This window comes from Aeromonas sp. FDAARGOS 1406 (assembly GCF_019048565.1).
Taxonomy (GTDB): domain Bacteria; phylum Pseudomonadota; class Gammaproteobacteria; order Enterobacterales; family Aeromonadaceae; genus Aeromonas; species Aeromonas caviae.
In genome coordinates this window covers 3,377,322-3,393,378 of record NZ_CP077378.1, presented here as the reverse complement: position 1 = coordinate 3,393,378, position 16,057 = coordinate 3,377,322, and the positions used below count along the sequence as shown (strand labels likewise).

Annotated in this window: 16 protein-coding genes; 3 read left to right on the top strand and 13 right to left on the bottom strand. The window is 54.8% G+C overall.

The annotated features are described in order from the left end of the window. Window positions 1-103: 103 nt before the first annotated feature. From I6L36_RS16125 to rnr, 4 genes are all read right to left on the bottom strand, one after another. Window positions 104-559: a GNAT family N-acetyltransferase gene (locus I6L36_RS16125; protein WP_042878826.1), complete on the bottom strand. Its 456-nt coding sequence runs from the start codon at window positions 557-559 to the stop codon at window positions 104-106. A gap of 151 nt (window positions 560-710) precedes the next feature. Next, on the bottom strand, window positions 711-1,280 hold the full coding sequence (locus tag I6L36_RS16120) for a Crp/Fnr family transcriptional regulator (RefSeq protein ID WP_042014880.1): 570 nt from the start codon (window positions 1,278-1,280) through the stop codon (window positions 711-713). Window positions 1,281-1,287: 7 nt separating this feature from the next. Next, window positions 1,288-2,037, bottom strand: coding sequence for a 23S rRNA (guanosine(2251)-2'-O)-methyltransferase RlmB (gene rlmB / locus I6L36_RS16115; protein WP_010673115.1), 750 nt, complete (start codon window positions 2,035-2,037; stop codon window positions 1,288-1,290). Beyond that, window positions 2,034-4,427: a ribonuclease R gene (gene rnr, locus I6L36_RS16110; RefSeq protein ID WP_010673114.1), complete on the bottom strand. Its 2,394-nt coding sequence runs from the start codon at window positions 4,425-4,427 to the stop codon at window positions 2,034-2,036. The genes rlmB and rnr overlap by 4 nt, the downstream gene beginning before the upstream one ends. 133 nt (window positions 4,428-4,560) lie before the next feature. Here rnr and I6L36_RS16105 point away from each other — a divergent pair, with 133 nt between their 5' ends. After that, window positions 4,561-5,583 (top strand): GGDEF domain-containing protein, encoded by a 1,023-nt coding sequence (locus I6L36_RS16105; protein WP_041214487.1) that lies wholly within the window; start codon window positions 4,561-4,563, stop codon window positions 5,581-5,583. 61 nt (window positions 5,584-5,644) lie between these two features. Here the strand turns inward: I6L36_RS16105 and luxS are convergent, their stop codons facing one another. From luxS to I6L36_RS16085, 4 genes are read right to left on the bottom strand one after another with little or no spacing between them, the layout of a single operon-like run. Further along, on the bottom strand, window positions 5,645-6,154 hold the full coding sequence (gene luxS, locus I6L36_RS16100; protein ID WP_109111798.1) for an S-ribosylhomocysteine lyase: 510 nt from the start codon (window positions 6,152-6,154) through the stop codon (window positions 5,645-5,647). 18 nt (window positions 6,155-6,172) lie between these two features. Then, a complete protein-coding gene (locus tag I6L36_RS16095; protein WP_041214486.1) occupies window positions 6,173-6,775 on the bottom strand; it encodes a transglycosylase SLT domain-containing protein in 603 nt (200 codons plus the stop codon). Window positions 6,776-6,821: 46 nt separating this feature from the next. Further along, window positions 6,822-7,160: a nitrogen regulatory protein P-II gene (glnB, locus tag I6L36_RS16090; protein WP_005308848.1), complete on the bottom strand. Its 339-nt coding sequence runs from the start codon at window positions 7,158-7,160 to the stop codon at window positions 6,822-6,824. A 9-nt stretch (window positions 7,161-7,169) separates the two neighbouring features. Beyond that, window positions 7,170-8,792, bottom strand: a complete 1,623-nt coding sequence (locus I6L36_RS16085; RefSeq protein WP_109111799.1) for an NAD+ synthase — start codon at window positions 8,790-8,792, stop codon at window positions 7,170-7,172. Between the two features lie 146 nt (window positions 8,793-8,938). Between I6L36_RS16085 and I6L36_RS16080 the strand changes: the two genes are divergently transcribed. Both I6L36_RS16080 and I6L36_RS16075 read left to right on the top strand, forming a co-directional pair. Continuing rightward, the gene (locus I6L36_RS16080; RefSeq protein ID WP_069554505.1) at window positions 8,939-9,457 is read left to right on the top strand and encodes a GspH/FimT family pseudopilin; all 519 of its coding nucleotides are present in this window, start codon (window positions 8,939-8,941) and stop codon (window positions 9,455-9,457) included. 98 nt (window positions 9,458-9,555) lie between these two features. Then, window positions 9,556-10,083, top strand: coding sequence for a GspH/FimT family protein (locus tag I6L36_RS16075; RefSeq protein ID WP_109111800.1), 528 nt, complete (start codon window positions 9,556-9,558; stop codon window positions 10,081-10,083). Between the two features lie 27 nt (window positions 10,084-10,110). Here I6L36_RS16075 and tapY2 read toward each other — a convergent pair whose 3' ends face one another. From tapY2 to pilV, 5 genes are read right to left on the bottom strand one after another with little or no spacing between them, the layout of a single operon-like run. Further along, on the bottom strand, window positions 10,111-10,392 hold the full coding sequence (tapY2, locus tag I6L36_RS16070; protein ID WP_019445572.1) for a type IVa secretion system protein TapY2: 282 nt from the start codon (window positions 10,390-10,392) through the stop codon (window positions 10,111-10,113). After that, window positions 10,389-14,051: a pilus assembly protein gene (locus tag I6L36_RS16065; protein ID WP_109111801.1), complete on the bottom strand. Its 3,663-nt coding sequence runs from the start codon at window positions 14,049-14,051 to the stop codon at window positions 10,389-10,391. Before I6L36_RS16065 ends, tapY2 begins: the two co-directional genes overlap by 4 nt. A gap of 10 nt (window positions 14,052-14,061) precedes the next feature. Then, window positions 14,062-14,499, bottom strand: coding sequence for a type IVa pilus pseudopilin TppD (tppD, locus tag I6L36_RS16060; protein WP_102949173.1), 438 nt, complete (start codon window positions 14,497-14,499; stop codon window positions 14,062-14,064). Then, window positions 14,496-15,491, bottom strand: a complete 996-nt coding sequence (locus tag I6L36_RS16055; protein WP_102949172.1) for a PilW family protein — start codon at window positions 15,489-15,491, stop codon at window positions 14,496-14,498. Before I6L36_RS16055 ends, tppD begins: the two co-directional genes overlap by 4 nt. Continuing rightward, window positions 15,488-16,057 carry a type IV pilus modification protein PilV gene (gene pilV, locus I6L36_RS16050; RefSeq protein ID WP_102949171.1) on the bottom strand — a complete coding sequence of 190 codons (570 nt, stop codon included), beginning with the start codon at window positions 16,055-16,057 and terminating at the stop codon, window positions 15,488-15,490. Before pilV ends, I6L36_RS16055 begins: the two co-directional genes overlap by 4 nt.

Sequence of the window (16,057 nt, the reverse complement as noted above, 5' to 3'; positions counted from 1 at the left end):
ATCTCACCCCGGACTGACGACCACATGACCACGGGGTAGCAAAAAACCATGAGATGCACCACGGATGAGGGGCCACTTGCCCCTTTCCTGGCGCCTGACGATGTCAGGCAGGCTCCCTTCGCATCCCCATGTGAGGGATGTCATCTTCCAGATACCCTTCCCCTTCGGCCACGAAACCATGCTGGCCGTAAAAACCTTGCAGGTGGGCCTGTGCACCGAGCCAGATGCTGTGTGCAGGCCAGCGTGCCTCGCACTCTCTGACCGCTTGCGCCAGCAGGCGGTGACCCAGTCCGCCCCCCCGCGACGTGGGAGAGGTGACCACGCGGCCGATGGCAGCGCCGCTGCCATCACCAATGCCGGGCGCCATGATGCGGGCATAGGCCGCCAGGTGATCCCCCTCACGACCGAGCAGATGCAACACGCCGTCACGGCGATCCAGCCCGTCCAGATCCTGGAAGGGACAGGTCTGCTCCACCACGAACACCTCGGCGCGCAGGGCAAGCAGCTCATACAATTCATCCGTGGTCAGCTCGGACCAGGATTTCATACTCCAGTTCATGAATGACTCCTGTTTAATGGGGTCTGACAGCATAATCTTGCTCCCGACGAGGGGCATTAACCTTGGTTAAGTTGCCCCCCTTCTCATCCAATGCGGACATGGCCGGCAAAGAGCCGATCTCTGCCCTGGTTCATCGGCAATCCCTTCTGGCTCAACCCTGATCGCGCGTTTTCAGCCGCCTGCGGATGCGGCTCAGGCTGATGGGGGTGATCCCCAGATAGGCGGCAATCTGGTGATCCGGGACCCTGGCATCCAGCGCGGGGAAGCTTCGCAGAAAATGCTGATAGCGCGCCTCTGGGCCCCCGGTCAGCAGCAACAGCTCTTTCTCCTCCTTGATGCGCAGTTGCACCTCAAGGAGATGGTGATACCAGGCGGGCCAGCAAGGGAGTCGGCGCAGATCCGCCAGCGGAAGAAGCTGCAGTCGGCAAGGCTCCAGCGCCTCCACACTGTAGCGGGCAGGCTCACCACTGAGCAGGTGGTGGAAGTCGATAAACTCGTCCCCCTCCCAATAGAACTCCTTGATGTACTCGCGGCCATCCGCCAGCACCACCCTGGCCCGCAGCAATCCCTCCTCCACCCTGACCAGCAGTGCCGGACTGTCACCGGCATGCCAGAGGCAGGTGCGAGGGGGCAAGGTCAGGGAGCGGACAAAAGAGAGGAGGCGCTCGGCCTCCTGCTCATCTGCAACCCGTTCCCAGACAAAGGGGGGTCTGTCGGTCATCGTCTTGTCAGACGCGGCGCTGGCGCACGGCTTCGAACAGGCAGACACCGCTCGCCACCGAGACGTTGAGGCTGGATACCGCCCCCGCCATGGGGATGCTCACCAGCTCGTCGCAATGTTCGCGGGTCAGGCGGCGCATCCCCTTGCCTTCGGCCCCCATCACCAGCGCCATGGGACCGGTGAGTTTGGCCTGATAAAGATCGTGATCCGCCTCGCCGGCGGTACCCACGATCCAGACGCCGCGCTCCTGCAGCTCGCGCAGGCTGCGGGCCAGGTTGGTGACCTGGATGAGCGGCACCACTTCGGCAGCGCCACAGGCGACCTTGCGCACCACGGACGTGAGGCCTGTGGCCTTGTCCCGCGGCACGATCACCGCATGCACCCCGGCCGCATCGGCACTGCGCAGACAGGCGCCGAGATTGTGCGGATCGGTCACCCCGTCCAGTACCAGCAGGAAGGGCGCTGTCTCTTGCGCCGCCAGATCGTCCAGCAGGCTGGCCAGGTCGTGCTCGGCCAGCTTGGGCGCTTCAATCACCTTGGCCATGATGCCCTGGTGATTGTTGCCTTCCGCCTTGTCATCCAGCGTCTTGCGGTTCACGCTCTGCACCCTGATGCCGAGGGACTCCAGCTCGGCCAGCAGGGGATGCAGCCGCTCGTCATCGCGGCCCTTGAGAGCCCACACCTCGATGAAGCGCTCGGGGGTGCGCTCCAGCAGCGCGGAGACGGCGTGAATGCCGTAGATCAGTTCAGTACTCATTTAGTGCTCTTGGCCTTGTCGCGAGCCTTTTTGCTCGGTCGTCTGTTGCTGGGCTTGGCACGGCCACCCTTGTCGGATTTACCGCTCTCCTTGCCCTCTTTGCGTTTCTCGTGGCGCTGGGCGCTCTTGGCCTTCTCTTTCTTGATCTCGGCCTGCTTGCGCGCCATCTCCTTGGCGTTCTTGCCGGTGGCCTTGAGGGGCTCTTCCACCATGACGAAGTCGATCTTGCGATCGTCCAGGTTCACGCCCATCACCTTGACCCGCACCTTGTCACCCAGACGATAGCGACGGCGGAAGTTCTCGCCGATCAGCTGCTGGTGCAGCGGGTCGAACTGGTAGTAGTCGTTGGTGAGGGTGCTGACGTGCACCAGACCGTCGATGTGGATCTCCGCCAGACGCACGAAGAAGCCAAAACCGGTGACGCTGGCGATGACGCCGTCAAACTCGTCACCCACGTGATCCAGCATGTACTCGCACTTGAGCCAGTCTGCCACGTCGCGAGTGGCGTCATCGGCACGGCGCTCCGTCATGGAGCAGTGTTCGCCCATGGGGTCCACTTCTTCCAGCTGGTAGTGGTAGCCACCGCTCGGGGTCCACTTGTGGCGCAGGTTGCCCTGCTGCTCCTTGGCGGTCTGATACTTGATCGCCCGGTGCAGGATGAGATCCGGGTAGCGACGGATCGGCGAGGTGAAGTGCGCGTAGGACTTCAGGGCCAAACCGAAGTGACCGATGTTGTCGGCCTGATAGATGGCCTGACGCATGGAGCGCAGCAGCATGGTGGAGAGCAATTCCGCATCCGGGCGCCCTTCGAATTTGGCGGCCAGGTCGGCAAAGTCCTTCGGCTCGGGCTCCAGGCCCCCCTTGAGCTCCAGACCCAGTTCGGCCAGGAAGTCACGGAAGCCGGTCAGACGCTCCTCGCCCGGGCGGTCGTGCACCCGGAACAGGGCGGCGGCCTCGTTCTTCTCGATGTAGCGGGCGGCCGCCACGTTCGCCTGGATCATGCACTCTTCGATGATCTTGTGGGCGTCATTGCGCACCAGCGGTACGATACGGTCGATCTTGCGCTGGGCGTTGAAGATGAAGCGGGTCTCCTCGCTTTCGAACTCCACCGCACCGCGTTGATGGCGGGCATGCTTGAGCGCCTTGTAGAGGTTGCTCAGTTCCTCGATGTGGCCCACCAGCGGATCATACTGCTGACGCAGCTTGGGATCCCCGTCCAGGATCGCAGCTACCTTGGTGTAGGTCAGGCGAGCGTGGGAGTTCATTACCGCTTCGTAGAATTTGTAGCCGGACATGCGGCCGGCGGCGGAGATGGTCATCTCGCACACCATGCAGAGCCGGTCGACCTGCGGGTTCAGGGAACACAGACCGTTGGAGAGCACCTCCGGCAGCATGGGCACCACGAACTCGGGGAAATAAACCGAGTTGCCGCGCTGATAGGCTTCGGTGTCGAGGGCCGTGCCCGGTTTCACATAGGCAGAAACGTCCGCGATGGCGACCCACAGGCGCCAGCCGCCACCGCGCTTGGCTTCACAGAAGACAGCGTCATCGAAGTCGCGGGCGTCTTCCCCGTCGATGGTCACCAGCGGCAGGGCGCGCAGGTCGATGCGACCCTCTTTGGCCTTCTCCGGCACCTGCTCACCGAGACCGGCGACCTCTTTGGTCACCTCTTCCGGCCAAGTGTGCGGAATGCCGTGGGTACGCAGGGCGATCTCGATCTCCATGCCGGGCGCCATGTTCTCACCCAGGACTTCCAAGACGGTACCGACCGCATTGAAGCGGGCAGTGGCGCGCTGGTTGATGCGCACGACCACGACCTGGCTCTGGCGAGCCCCCTTGTTCTCCCCTTCCGGGATGATGATGTCCTGGCCGATGCGGCTGTCATCGGGTACCACGAAACCGACGCCGTTCTCGACGAAGTAACGACCGACGATGTCCGCCTCGCGGGATTTGAGCAGGCGTACCAGACGCGCTTCCTGACGACCCTTGCGATCGATCTCGGTCGGCTGCACCAGGGCATAGTCGCCATGCATCAGGCGCTGCATCTCGCGGTTGTTCAGGAAGAGATCCGCTCCACCACCCTCGGGGCGCAGAAAACCGAATCCATCTTTGTGGCCAAGCACATAGCCTTTGACCAGATTCAGGCGATCCGGCAGGGCGTAACATTGGTTGCGGGTGAACACGAGCTGCCCGTCGCGCTCCATGGCGCGCAGGCGACGTCGCAAGGCTTCCAACGGCTCTTCATCGGTCAGCTTGAGGACCTTGGCCAGCTCTTCCCGGGACATGGGTTTCTCATGGCCCTTGATGAGCTCCAGCAGCATCTCGCGACTGGCGATGGGGTTTTCGTATTTTTCGGCCTCGCGTTGGAGGAAAGGATCTTTTTGAGACATAAGCAGGCCTTAGGGTAGGTAATAACGCAGACATTATATCGGAGGGGGGAGCTAATGGCATCCATCGACTGCCTTTTGGCCATTCTCTCTGTCATACTGGACACAGTTTGCAGGTATGTGAGACTCGGAACTCATGAGCAAGGACTCGTTCGCCCAATCTGCCGCCTATTTGAAACAGGCGGTTCCCCTGATGATCAAGTATCAAATTCCCACCACGCCGAACAACTATCACCTTTGGTACAGCTATGTCTCCGGCGACATGCCCGAACTCAACCATGCCGTCGATCAGGCGATAAAACAGCAGGGAACCTTCTCCCTGACCACCTGTGAGCGTCTCTACCACCAGCACCTTGCGGCCCAGGACGAGCAGCAGATGGAGGCGATGAAACTCAACCTGGCGGCCATGGCCAGCGAGCTGAGTCACTCGATGCAGGATGCCATCTCCGATACCGGGCTGTTTCAGGAGATGCTCGACAAGAGTTTCGACAAGCTGAGCAAGATAGACGACGAGGGGCTCAGCCTGGAAGACACCATGGGGATCCTGCGGGATCTCGTGCGCGAGTCGCGTGACGTACGCATGTCCACCCTCCACTTTCGCAACCAGCTCAGCAGCGCCGAGAAAGAGATAAAGGAGCTGAAACAGGCCCTGAACGAGACGAGGAAGCTGGCCACCGAGGACCCGCTCACGTCTCTGCTCAATCGACGCGCCTTCGATCTCGAGATGGACAGCCTCATCCGCAGCAAGCAGCCCTTCTCCCTGATCCTGACCGATATCGATCGCTTCAAGAACTTCAACGACGAATACGGACATCTGCTGGGGGACCAGGTGCTGCGCATCGTCGGCAAGCGGCTGCGAGAGGCCAGCAAGGAGGGCATAACCGCCTATCGCCTGGGGGGTGAGGAGTTTGCCCTCTTGGTGCCAAACCGCGCCCTGGCGCTGACCCGCCAGATGGCCGAGAGCCTGCGTCGCGTCATCGAGCGGATGTCAATTCTGGATCGCAAATCCGGGCGACGCATCGATCACATCACCGCCTCGTTCGGCGTGGGGGAATACATCCCTCAGGAGACGGCAGACACCCTGATCGAGCGTACCGACAAGCTGCTCTACAAGGCCAAGGAGCTGGGACGCAATCGGGTGATGCCACTGCCCTCCTGATCCCACCAGATGCAAAAAGGCCGGTCATTGACCGGCCTTTTTCATGCTTTCCTTATCGGGATCAGAGGCTTTTCAGCTTCTCTTCCGGCAGGGCCAGCTCGTCATTGTGGTTGACACCGATACCGCGCTCCAGCACATGGCGGGCGATGGCATGGGCCTCTTCCAGCGAATGCATGCTGTAAGTACCGCACTGGTATTCGTTCAGCTCGGGGATCTTGCCCTGCTCCTGCACGGTCAGCACGTCGCTCATGGCGGCCTGCCAGGCAGCGCCAACACGGGCTTCATCCGGCGCACCGATCAGGCTCATGTAGAAGCCGGTGCGGCAACCCATGGGAGAGATGTCGATGATCTCCACCCCATTCCCATTGAGATGATCACGCATGAAGCCGGCAAACAGATGCTCCAGAGTATGGATGCCGCGCTCGGAGAGGATCTCCTCGTTCGGCACGCAGAAACGCAGGTCGAACACGGTGATGGTGTCCTTGTTCGGGGTCTGCATGGTCTTCGCCACCCGCACTGCCGGGGCGGCCATGCGGGTATGGTCGACGGTAAAACTGTCCAATAACGGCATTTCTGACTCCTGATTTGGTTACCAGAACCAGCCCCCGCTGGAGAGCTGATCCTTGCATTGTCGATACTGGGCACCGTAGCGCTGGGCACGGGCCTCCACCTTGCGGGAGACCTTCATCAGCCATCCCTTGCTGCGGTAGCTGCCACGTCGGTAGCCCCCCCAGCCTTCGTGATAATTGAGATACTGGCCATAGGCATCCCACTTGGACGTGCCGTTGAGCCGCTGTGCCTTGTGAGTGTACCAGCCCATGAAATCGATGGCGTCGGCAAAGTCGTCGCGATCGCTCCAGCCGTTGCCGGTTTCCCGCTGGTAGTCGGCCCAGGTTTCGTCTTTCACCTGGGCATAGCCGTAGGCTGAACTGGCCCGCCCGGTGGGGATGAAGAGGAAATACTGCATCGGCGGCTGGGCATCATGCACGAAGGAGGACTCCTGGTACATCATGGCCATCACTACCTGGACAGGTGTCCCCCACTTCTCGTTCATCTTGAGCGCCGCCTCGTGCCACTCGGGTTTCTCCCGAAAGATCTGGCACAGGTTTTCCGGCTGGGCCGGCGGCCGGGTACTGCACGCGGTGAGCGCCATCAGGCACGCCGCCACGACCCCGATACGGTACAACGACATCAGAGCGACAGACTCTTGCTGTTCATCACAGGGCACATCCACCACATCAGATCGCGTCTTCGTTCTCTTCACCAGTACGAATACGAATGACGCGCTCCACCTCGCAGACGAAGATCTTGCCATCACCGATCTTGCCCGTACGCGCTGTGTTCTGGATGGCTTCCAGGCAGGCATCGAGATCCTCGTCCTGCACCACCAGCTCCACCTTGACCTTGGGCAGGAAGTCGACCATGTACTCGGCACCGCGATAGAGCTCGGTATGGCCCTTCTGGCGGCCGAACCCCTTGACCTCGGACACTGTCATGCCGTTGATGCCGATCTCGGCCAGGGCCTCGCGTACATCGTCCAGCTTGAACGGTTTGATGATGGCTTCAATCTTCTTCATGGTGACTCCTTACCAGTTCTGTTTGCCGAACCCGGACGTGATGGGATAACGGCGGTCCTTACCAAAGTTGCGAGCCGTGATGCGAGGGCCGACGGCGGCCTGACGGCGCTTGTATTCGTTGAGATCCACCAGGCGGATCACCTTGCGTACCACCGCCTCTTCGAAACCTTCCGCCACCATGTCGGCGACAGACGCATCCTCTTCCACGTAGCGCTTGAGGATGGCATCCAGAATGTCATAGGGGGGTAGGCTGTCCTGGTCCACCTGATCCGGTGCCAGTTCGGCCGACGGGGGACGATCGATGACCCGCTGCGGGATCACGTACTCCACGCTGTTGCGATATTCGCACAACTTGAAGACCAGGGTCTTGGGGACATCCTTGAGCACATCAAAGCCACCCGCCATATCGCCATACAGCGTGGCATATCCCACGGCCATCTCGCTCTTGTTGCCAGTGGTCAGCACGATACGGCGGCGCTTGTTGGACAGCGCCATCAAGAGCACGCCGCGGCAGCGGGCCTGCAGGTTCTCTTCGGTGGTGTCGCGGGCAGTCCCTTCAAACAGAGGCGCCAGCTGGGTCATGAAGCCTTCGAACATGGGTTCGATGGAGATGATGTTGAACTCCACCCCCATCCGCTCGGCCTGCTCCTTGGCATCCTCCACGCTCATCTGGGCGGTGTAGCGGAACGGCATCATCACCGCCTGCACCTTGTCCGCCCCGATGGCATCGGCCGCAATGGCCAGGGTCAGCGCCGAGTCGATGCCGCCGGAGAGACCCAGCACGGCGCCGTGAAAACCGTTCTTGGTGACATAGTCGCGCACCGCCAGCACCAGGGCCTGATAGGTCTCGGCCAACGGCTCCAGCGGTGCGGCGGGTTCCCGCTCCTTCACCGGCTGACCATCGGCAAAGCGCACCAGCGCCAGCTCTTCGGCAAATGGAGCAAGCTTGTGGGTCAGCTCGCCCTGGCTGTTGAACACTTTGGAGCAGCCGTCGAAGATCAGCTCGTCCTGGCCGCATACCTGATTGAGGTAGATGAGCGGCAGGCCGGTCTGATCGCAGCGTTCCGCCATCAGCTCGCGGCGGATCCAGGGTTTTTCCTGATCATAAGGAGAGGCATTGATGGTGAGCAGCAGCTCGGCCCCCGCCGCCTTGGCGGCCAGCGCCGGACCCGGCTGCCAGAGATCTTCGCAGATGAGTAGACCCAGATTGTGACCACGGAAGGGAACCACACAAGTCTCGGTCGAGACGGTGAAGTAGCGCTTCTCGTCGAATACCCCGTAGTTGGGCAAATCCTGCTTGAAGTAACGGGCAATCAGCTGGCCCTGCTCATAGAGGGAAGCCGCGTTGTAGAGCGCCTCTCCTTCACGCCAGGGATGCCCCACCAAAATGGCACAGTTGCCCTGCCATTCGACAACACGAGCCAACGCGGCTTCGACCCGGATCATCAGGTCGGCGCGCAGCAACAGATCTTCTGGTGGATAGCCGGTCAGGGCCAGCTCGGAGCAAACCAGCAGATCGGCACCTTGCTGTTCGGCCTGAGCGGCCGCAGCGAGCACTTTGTCAGTGTTATCTTCGATGGCGCCTACCGTCAGATTCAACTGGGCAAGCATCAGAGAGAGGGCTTTTGCCATGGCGATGCATCTTGAATTCGAAAATGATGGGGAATGATAAAGAAAAGGGGGGCAATCTGCCAGTTCAAGACAGGCGTAACCGTGTGACAGCAACCAGCGGGAAGGATAAGCTGTAGATAGTCACGGAACGACAGGCCTTCGCAGATATGAAAAACGCCGGATTTACCCTGATGGAGTTGATGATAGCCATTGCGCTGGGCGTCATTCTGTTGGGGATTGGTATTCCTTCCCTCTCTAACCTGCTTGGCAGCAATAATTTGGCGACACAGGAAAAAAGCCTTCTCAACCACTTAAACTATGCCAGACAACAGGCTATCTCTAACCAGCAAACGGTTACTCTCTGCCTGACCACTATCAATAATTCTGTAGAAGAGTGCGTTACTGCCAATCAAAATGGAGCGACCCGGCAGATCGCTTTTATCGATACTAATAGCGATCAGAAGCTCAATGGCAGCGAAACAACTCTGACGGCAAGTCCCGAGTTTCCTGCAGAACTGGCCATTTCTGCAGATGCACAGGCGCTGCGCTTCACCCCAGATGGCACCATTACGTCTGACAGCGAGGTCACCTTTTCACTCTGTGTAAGCGGCGAAAAGGGCGTTCAGATTGAAGTTATGCCTGCCGGACGTGCCCATAGCCAGGCAAGTGGTGCTGTATGTCCATGACCTGCGTTAACTACCGCGAAACACACACGAGCACAAAAGGATCCATTTCAATCCAATAACTATGCTTAGAGTCTCTTTTGAACAAGGACTCATACGCTATGGCACGAAATGGATTTACCCTGCTTGAGTTTTTGATATCGGCAAGCCTGACAACCATCCTGCTGACCTTGGGACTGCCGTCATTGGCAAATCTGCTAACATCTACCGACAGCGACATCTACACAAGAAACCTGCAGGACCACCTGATCTTCGGCCAACGGCAAGCCATCACACAGCAGCAACCCGTCACAGCATGTCTTGCCCTGCCTGTCAGAAACTCCACAAAAGAAGGTTGTGTACTCGCAAATCAAACCGGCGCTCAGCGCATGCTTATCTTTATCGACACCAATCAGGATCGCCAATTCGATATTGCAAATGGCGATATCTTGTTATCAGCAACAGAACCCTTTCTTGAAAAACATACCGTGACGGCCAATCGACAATTTGTGCGATTTAGTCCAGATGGCACTGCGATTGGCACCAATATGACACTCCGGTTTTGTATCGACCAGGCACCCCGAGTCGATATCATCGTTTCCCCATCCGGCAGAAGCAGAAGCGAAAAAAAGGGGCTGAGTTGTTCTTAGCCCCTTTACCCTACTCAATAACCAACGTTATCTGGGTTGGATTTCATCTTGTTTTTTTGCATCAGCCAGCGAAAAGGTAGCCGCCAAAGGAACGCACTCGATTACCTCTGTGACAAGATGCACCACCCCATCAATCTCATAACCTTTCTGTTTAAACACCCTGACCAGATTTGCCTTGCTCGTATCAGCAACCGGTTGCTGCAACACCATCTGCACGCCACCCTCCAGAGTGACATAACATTTCATGTCTTCCGTTTGAGCATGAACCAACAAGGGTAAGCCCACACACCAGAGCAGCATGCGTTTCATCCCTGTTCTCCTTCATAGAGATAGATTTTCTTGGGGGACATATCCATTTTTGCCTCTTCCGCACCTTGTGAGCATTCTCCTTCACCGGTACAGCGCTCAGGCTCTCCCTTCCCATCATCTTTGAGGATGACCTCCTTGCCCGGAGCACCACCTATAATCCTGATCCGGCCATCATCCCCACCATGAATAACCAGATCATCAGCAACCTTATTTTGCACCTCTACGTAACGCTGAATAACTTCCTGATTGTTGCTATCCAGTACATATTTGAACGAAGTGCCATAGTGCATATCAATCATATATTGGCGCATGGCACCGATCGATTGAATCGTACATTGTTGGAAGTCCTGTACCTGAGGTAAGAAGGAGGTGAAATAAAGCTTGCCTTGCAACACCAAACCAGCCCCCATTGATTTTTCACCGCTTTCATTGAGCCAGAATTTCCATCCCAACTTGCTGGTCAACGCCTTGGTGGTGTTTACAATCTGCTCTTCATTCAAACCCGTAAAGGGATCACTGGTCACATCGTAGAGATCGTTCAGTGTGATACTTGATGGCACCGCTGGTTCAGACGTTGTCCCAAACAAGGTTGGATTAACATTGTAGTCACGTAGCATCACATACACATTTTGGGTTGTCGCTTCTGAGGAAGGACGATTTCTATCACCACTGCCTATCAATACGGCATCAAATGGACGCTCACTGTAAAGATAATTTGTACCATCATACTTCCAACCTTTATTGATGGTGCGCACCAATAAGGGCTGAGTAAAGAAGCGACGGTCGTCTGCCAGTTTCTTATCACCCTCACTTAAATGGGCATTACCCAAACTGGCAAATTTGATGGCCGTCCATTTGGATTTTTCTGTCCCCTTCATGTCGATGCGCCAGATCTGGCCACCGGTATCTCCTGCATAGATTCGGTCTGAAATACCATCTCCATCACTATCCAGCACGGAGACAGAGCCAGGCATGCTATAAACCATGCCTGCAACTTGTTTGTTGGTTGCACTGGCCGCATCTGGGGTAAAGCTGAACAACAGCGTGCCGGCCTCAGCATCCACGATATAAATACCCAACCCTTCACTGTCTTCAGCCCCCTGGCCCAAATAGCTCTTGGCCTGATCATAACCTCCAGAGAATATCAGGACTGGCTTATAGGTTTTTTTACCATTGGTTTCTGTGTAATAACCGGGAATAAACGCAACCTCGGGGATCGACCAGGTTTCACCCAGGTTGCTGAAACCGGCGCTGTTTTTATCCAACCGCCACATAAGCGAAGGGGAGTCCGGATCGGATATATTCAACGCATAATAGGCCTTGCCACCACCGCGCAACCCGGTAAATAACCACACTTTGTCACCTTGTGACGACTTGATATGACCATCTTTGACTTGCTCATTGACCAGCACAGTGGGCGATGAATCTACACCATATAGATGAGCCGATGAATCCAGGTTTTCTCGCAGCGCTTTCTGACTGGCAATAAATTGATAGGGCATAACGGCCCAGCTTTCATCAACCGTGGTGCCGCTGTCTTTAAACATATGCAAGAAGCCGGCATTACTTCCCATCACAATGCGCAAGTCAGGTGTACATGTAGTCTGTCCTGTCGACTTTGTACAACCGTAGTTGATCACTAATGGCCGTGAATGCAACGGGTCACCAAGAATATGCTCCCGATTATCTGTTCTATCACCATCCTGATTCTCATCAAACGCATCAATACCCTTGGTCCAATTAAGCAGGTCATCCATGCTATCAGCACTATCAAGTTTCATGACAGTGCGTAGCTGCGTCGCCCCGCCTGCCATACCCTCAAGAGCAGACTGGCTAAAGGGAGTTAATGTATTAGTGGAAGGGGGAATAATATAAAGATTGCGATTGGTTTTAGCTGCCAGCATCTCTTGTACCCCACCCTCGGCAACCTTGTTACCATCACTGGTGGATGACCAATAGGTTCTTGCTGACTCAAGAATTGTTCCATCACTGGATATCGCAGGTAAGCCACTCTGATCGACTACATAACCCTTATCTGGATTCAGAACCAGCTTTTTAAGATTGCCCTTCCATCGTGGACCAGAACCAGGCTCAAACATTGCATAATAAATATTATTCAGACTGCGAGTACGGTCAAAGTTATTAGTGGCAATGGCGGGAGAGACCAACGAGGCATTCATTTTCAAGATAGCTAGCAATGATGATTTTAATGCTTCGTTAAGTTGGGTTGCATCGGTTGCTGGATAGTATTTACCCCCACCACGACGAGCGGTCTCTGCCAATAATGCACCGGCCCCCTTAATTGCTTCATCTCCAAAACCCACGGTGAATGTTGTGACTGTTTGTTTGCCTATAGCCGAGGTGTTTACATCATTGTTTTTCATATATCCGGCAAGTGCAGCAAGATAGCTTTTTTCACCAGAAGACCCATAACTAACCAAGCCGCCATAAGCAACCTTATCCTCTGTAGATAACGTGCTGATCAGGTTGGCGACAAGGGAATCTGCTGCTTTATCATTGGTTGGTTCACCATCTGTCATATAGATGATATAACCATTATTGGAACATTTATCATAGGGGGTTTTATATATACCCGATGTTACTTCAGCATTGCTATCCCGCTTTGGAGTACGATTTACATCATCGTCACCAAAGTACACCCCCAAACCGCCAAAGTATCTATATGATTCATATAGTGTTTCACATAAGGGAGTCCAAGTGTCAGAGCTCAAACTATTTACCTTGTCAATCAAATCCTGCGCACCGCTTTTACCAGAGGTGAGGATGGCATCGTTACCTACAATATTGCGGATTATTCTTCCGCCATTTCTACTACCTGGTTCATTGCCATCATTGTAGTTAAAAACAGCCAGACCAAAATCGACAGCTGGCGTAGCCAAAACCAGTTCTTTGACTGCATCCTGAGCAACTTTCAATCGAGTTTGTGTTGACACACCTGTACTACCGTAATACCAACGGACATAATTTGCCGTAAATAATGAGATCTGGGTAGAACTACCACTAGCAAGAGCATTGGCTACATTTGATGTGTAAAACCAGCTTCCCGTTGTGCGATTCGGCTTGTCAACGGGATAACCATCAACAATATATGTTGAATATGGACCTGAATATTGATTGTTTGCGTTTTTCTCATCAATATCTTGCTGGCAATCTGCAATTATTATACTGTAAATATCAAAATCATTTAGAGAACGCCAACGCCCCTTTCTATTTTTATCATATATTTCATATCCCCAAACTCGTGACTGAAATCGGCCCACATTATTTAGAGGGCCTTTAGATGTCGCACATGCATTTAAATTCTCACTAAAACGTTTGGTACTGTTGATAGTGGGAACTTTTCCATCACTGGAGAAATAGATGAAGCGATTACTATTATTAACATCTGGATCATTAGCCAATGATGGATAACTTATCGATGAGTCATAAGGCTCTTTAGCAACTTCGGTTGTATTTTTCATACTCCCCGAGTTATCGAAAATAAAGAGCACCTTAGGGCGGAAGTCCCCCGCCTTGGCAAAGTCATAAATAAACAACTCGGTATCATCGGAATAGCCAGTGCCTACAGCTAAAGATGTCCCTGATATTCCGCAACACAATACCAGCAAGCTTGTTAATAAACAGTTCCTTATGTTCATTACTGGCTCCCTAATTGGCACTGAGCAAGGGTTGTTCTACCCCGGCAGTAAAGGTCATTTGGCTATTCACCTTGCCATAAGCACTGGATGTGGTGGCTTCAGCATAACGACAAGCTGGCGTTACATTCTGGCTACTGGCTTCAAATTTGCGTTTACATACACTTTCTGTATTGACTGTCAGGGTTGTAGCTGGAGTAGTAGTGCCTATTGCAGCTGAAACCCCAATAGCCTGTGTTGCAATTTGTGTTGAGAGAGAAGTATCGCTCAATGCAGACTCCAGAGTACCTTCAACTTCGTGCTCCACTCGTTGCAAACTGGCACTAGAACCCGCCATCTTCAGACTCATACCACTGGACTGCATGACGACTACTGCAATCAGAGTCAAGGGAACCAGAATAACCAGTGCAACAATTAATGCTACACCCTGGTTTTTTTTAACCAATCTCATGTTCCACCTCGGGTGGTAATTTGTTGATTGCGTAATGCAATACTGCTTTCCAAGAGCAGACGGCGATAACCATCACCACCACCATCAACCGTGATATTACCGAGTTGATAGCTATTGTTATTCTTATAGCGACTTGACTCCCGAGCAGCTCTAATCAGCAAGAAAAGCCGAGCCCCCAATACTCGCCCTTCATTCCAGCGCTGTGTTGTCATTTGGTCCGTTGATATATATCTGTCTATGCGCCCATCAGGGATCAAGGAGTCGTCAACACCATACATCAGCACCATATGTTCAACGCCTTCGGCCATAGCGCCACCAATCAGAGCAGAACCACCATTGACGGTCAAATAGCGCTTGCGTAAAACAGGAACACCATCTTCTTGTGACAGGTAATAAATATAGTGCTGGTATTCCCAGATCTGGCTCTCATTATTGGCACCAAAGAGTGGTCGGGTTTCACTTCCCTTGATGATTCTCGCCTCCTGACTATTGGCTGCCATATAAAAGCGGTTTGTATCCAATCCCTCTGATGCTGGTATAGGACGCCCTACCAGTCGCTTGATACTGATAACATCCGAGTTTTCCACCCGATCAGCAGCGAGAATACAAGCGAATCCAGCCAATCCTTTGGTGGTTGATACCCGGCTTACCCATAGCCCCCTGATGGGACCAGCATTTGATGGCAAACTACCGACAGAGCGCTCATCCAGGCAATCGCTACTAGCAGGAACAATGCTGCCAGCACTGAGGCTCAGAGAAGAACCAACTTGTGTTGACTGGCCGGTATAAGCCCCAAAAAAACCAGCCCATTTGATATCTTGGCTAATCAGCCGAATGGCCAGCCGACCATTCTCCTGTAATTCACTTTGATCAAAGGCATCTTCAGAGCTGGAGCGAGACATCACAAAAACAGTGAATACCCCCGCCAACAAAAATAGACCGAGCAGCATAGCGACCAGCCACTCTACCAGCGTGAAACCGCGAGAGATCATAAAGTCGTCGTCAGAATAAACTGGCGCCTCGAAAGATTATTTGCTGTCGAGAGTTGACACTCATTGATCAGCGTTGCTGCGGCAGCAGCAGCTCCCCCATCAGATATCTCTTGCTTGCCAGCCCAGAATATCCCGACAGCCAATACATTATTGGCCCGCCGCACCACGCAGCCTATCGGTGAAATCAAGGAAGATGCCGCCCCCGAAACACTGGCCCCAAGCAAGGCTTGTTGCCAGTAGTGAAGGTCGGCATTACGTAAATCTGCAGCACTGCACGCACTGATTGTGCCATCTGCAGCGGCGCATGTCGGGCGTGGCAAGTTGGCGGCAAGATTAACGGTTACTGCACCGGATGCGGTCCAGCTATCGCGATTTATTCGTACTCGTTCAACCATATCGTTAGCCAACCAGCTGGCGATAGTACGCTGACGAGCTTCATAACTGGCAAATTTGGAATGGGTTTGCAAAGCAACCAGACCAAGCAGCCCCAGTGACAGGATGACTGCGGTGATCATCACCTCCAGCAGGCTGAATCCTCTCTCATGTGATGAAACATGAATGGCCAT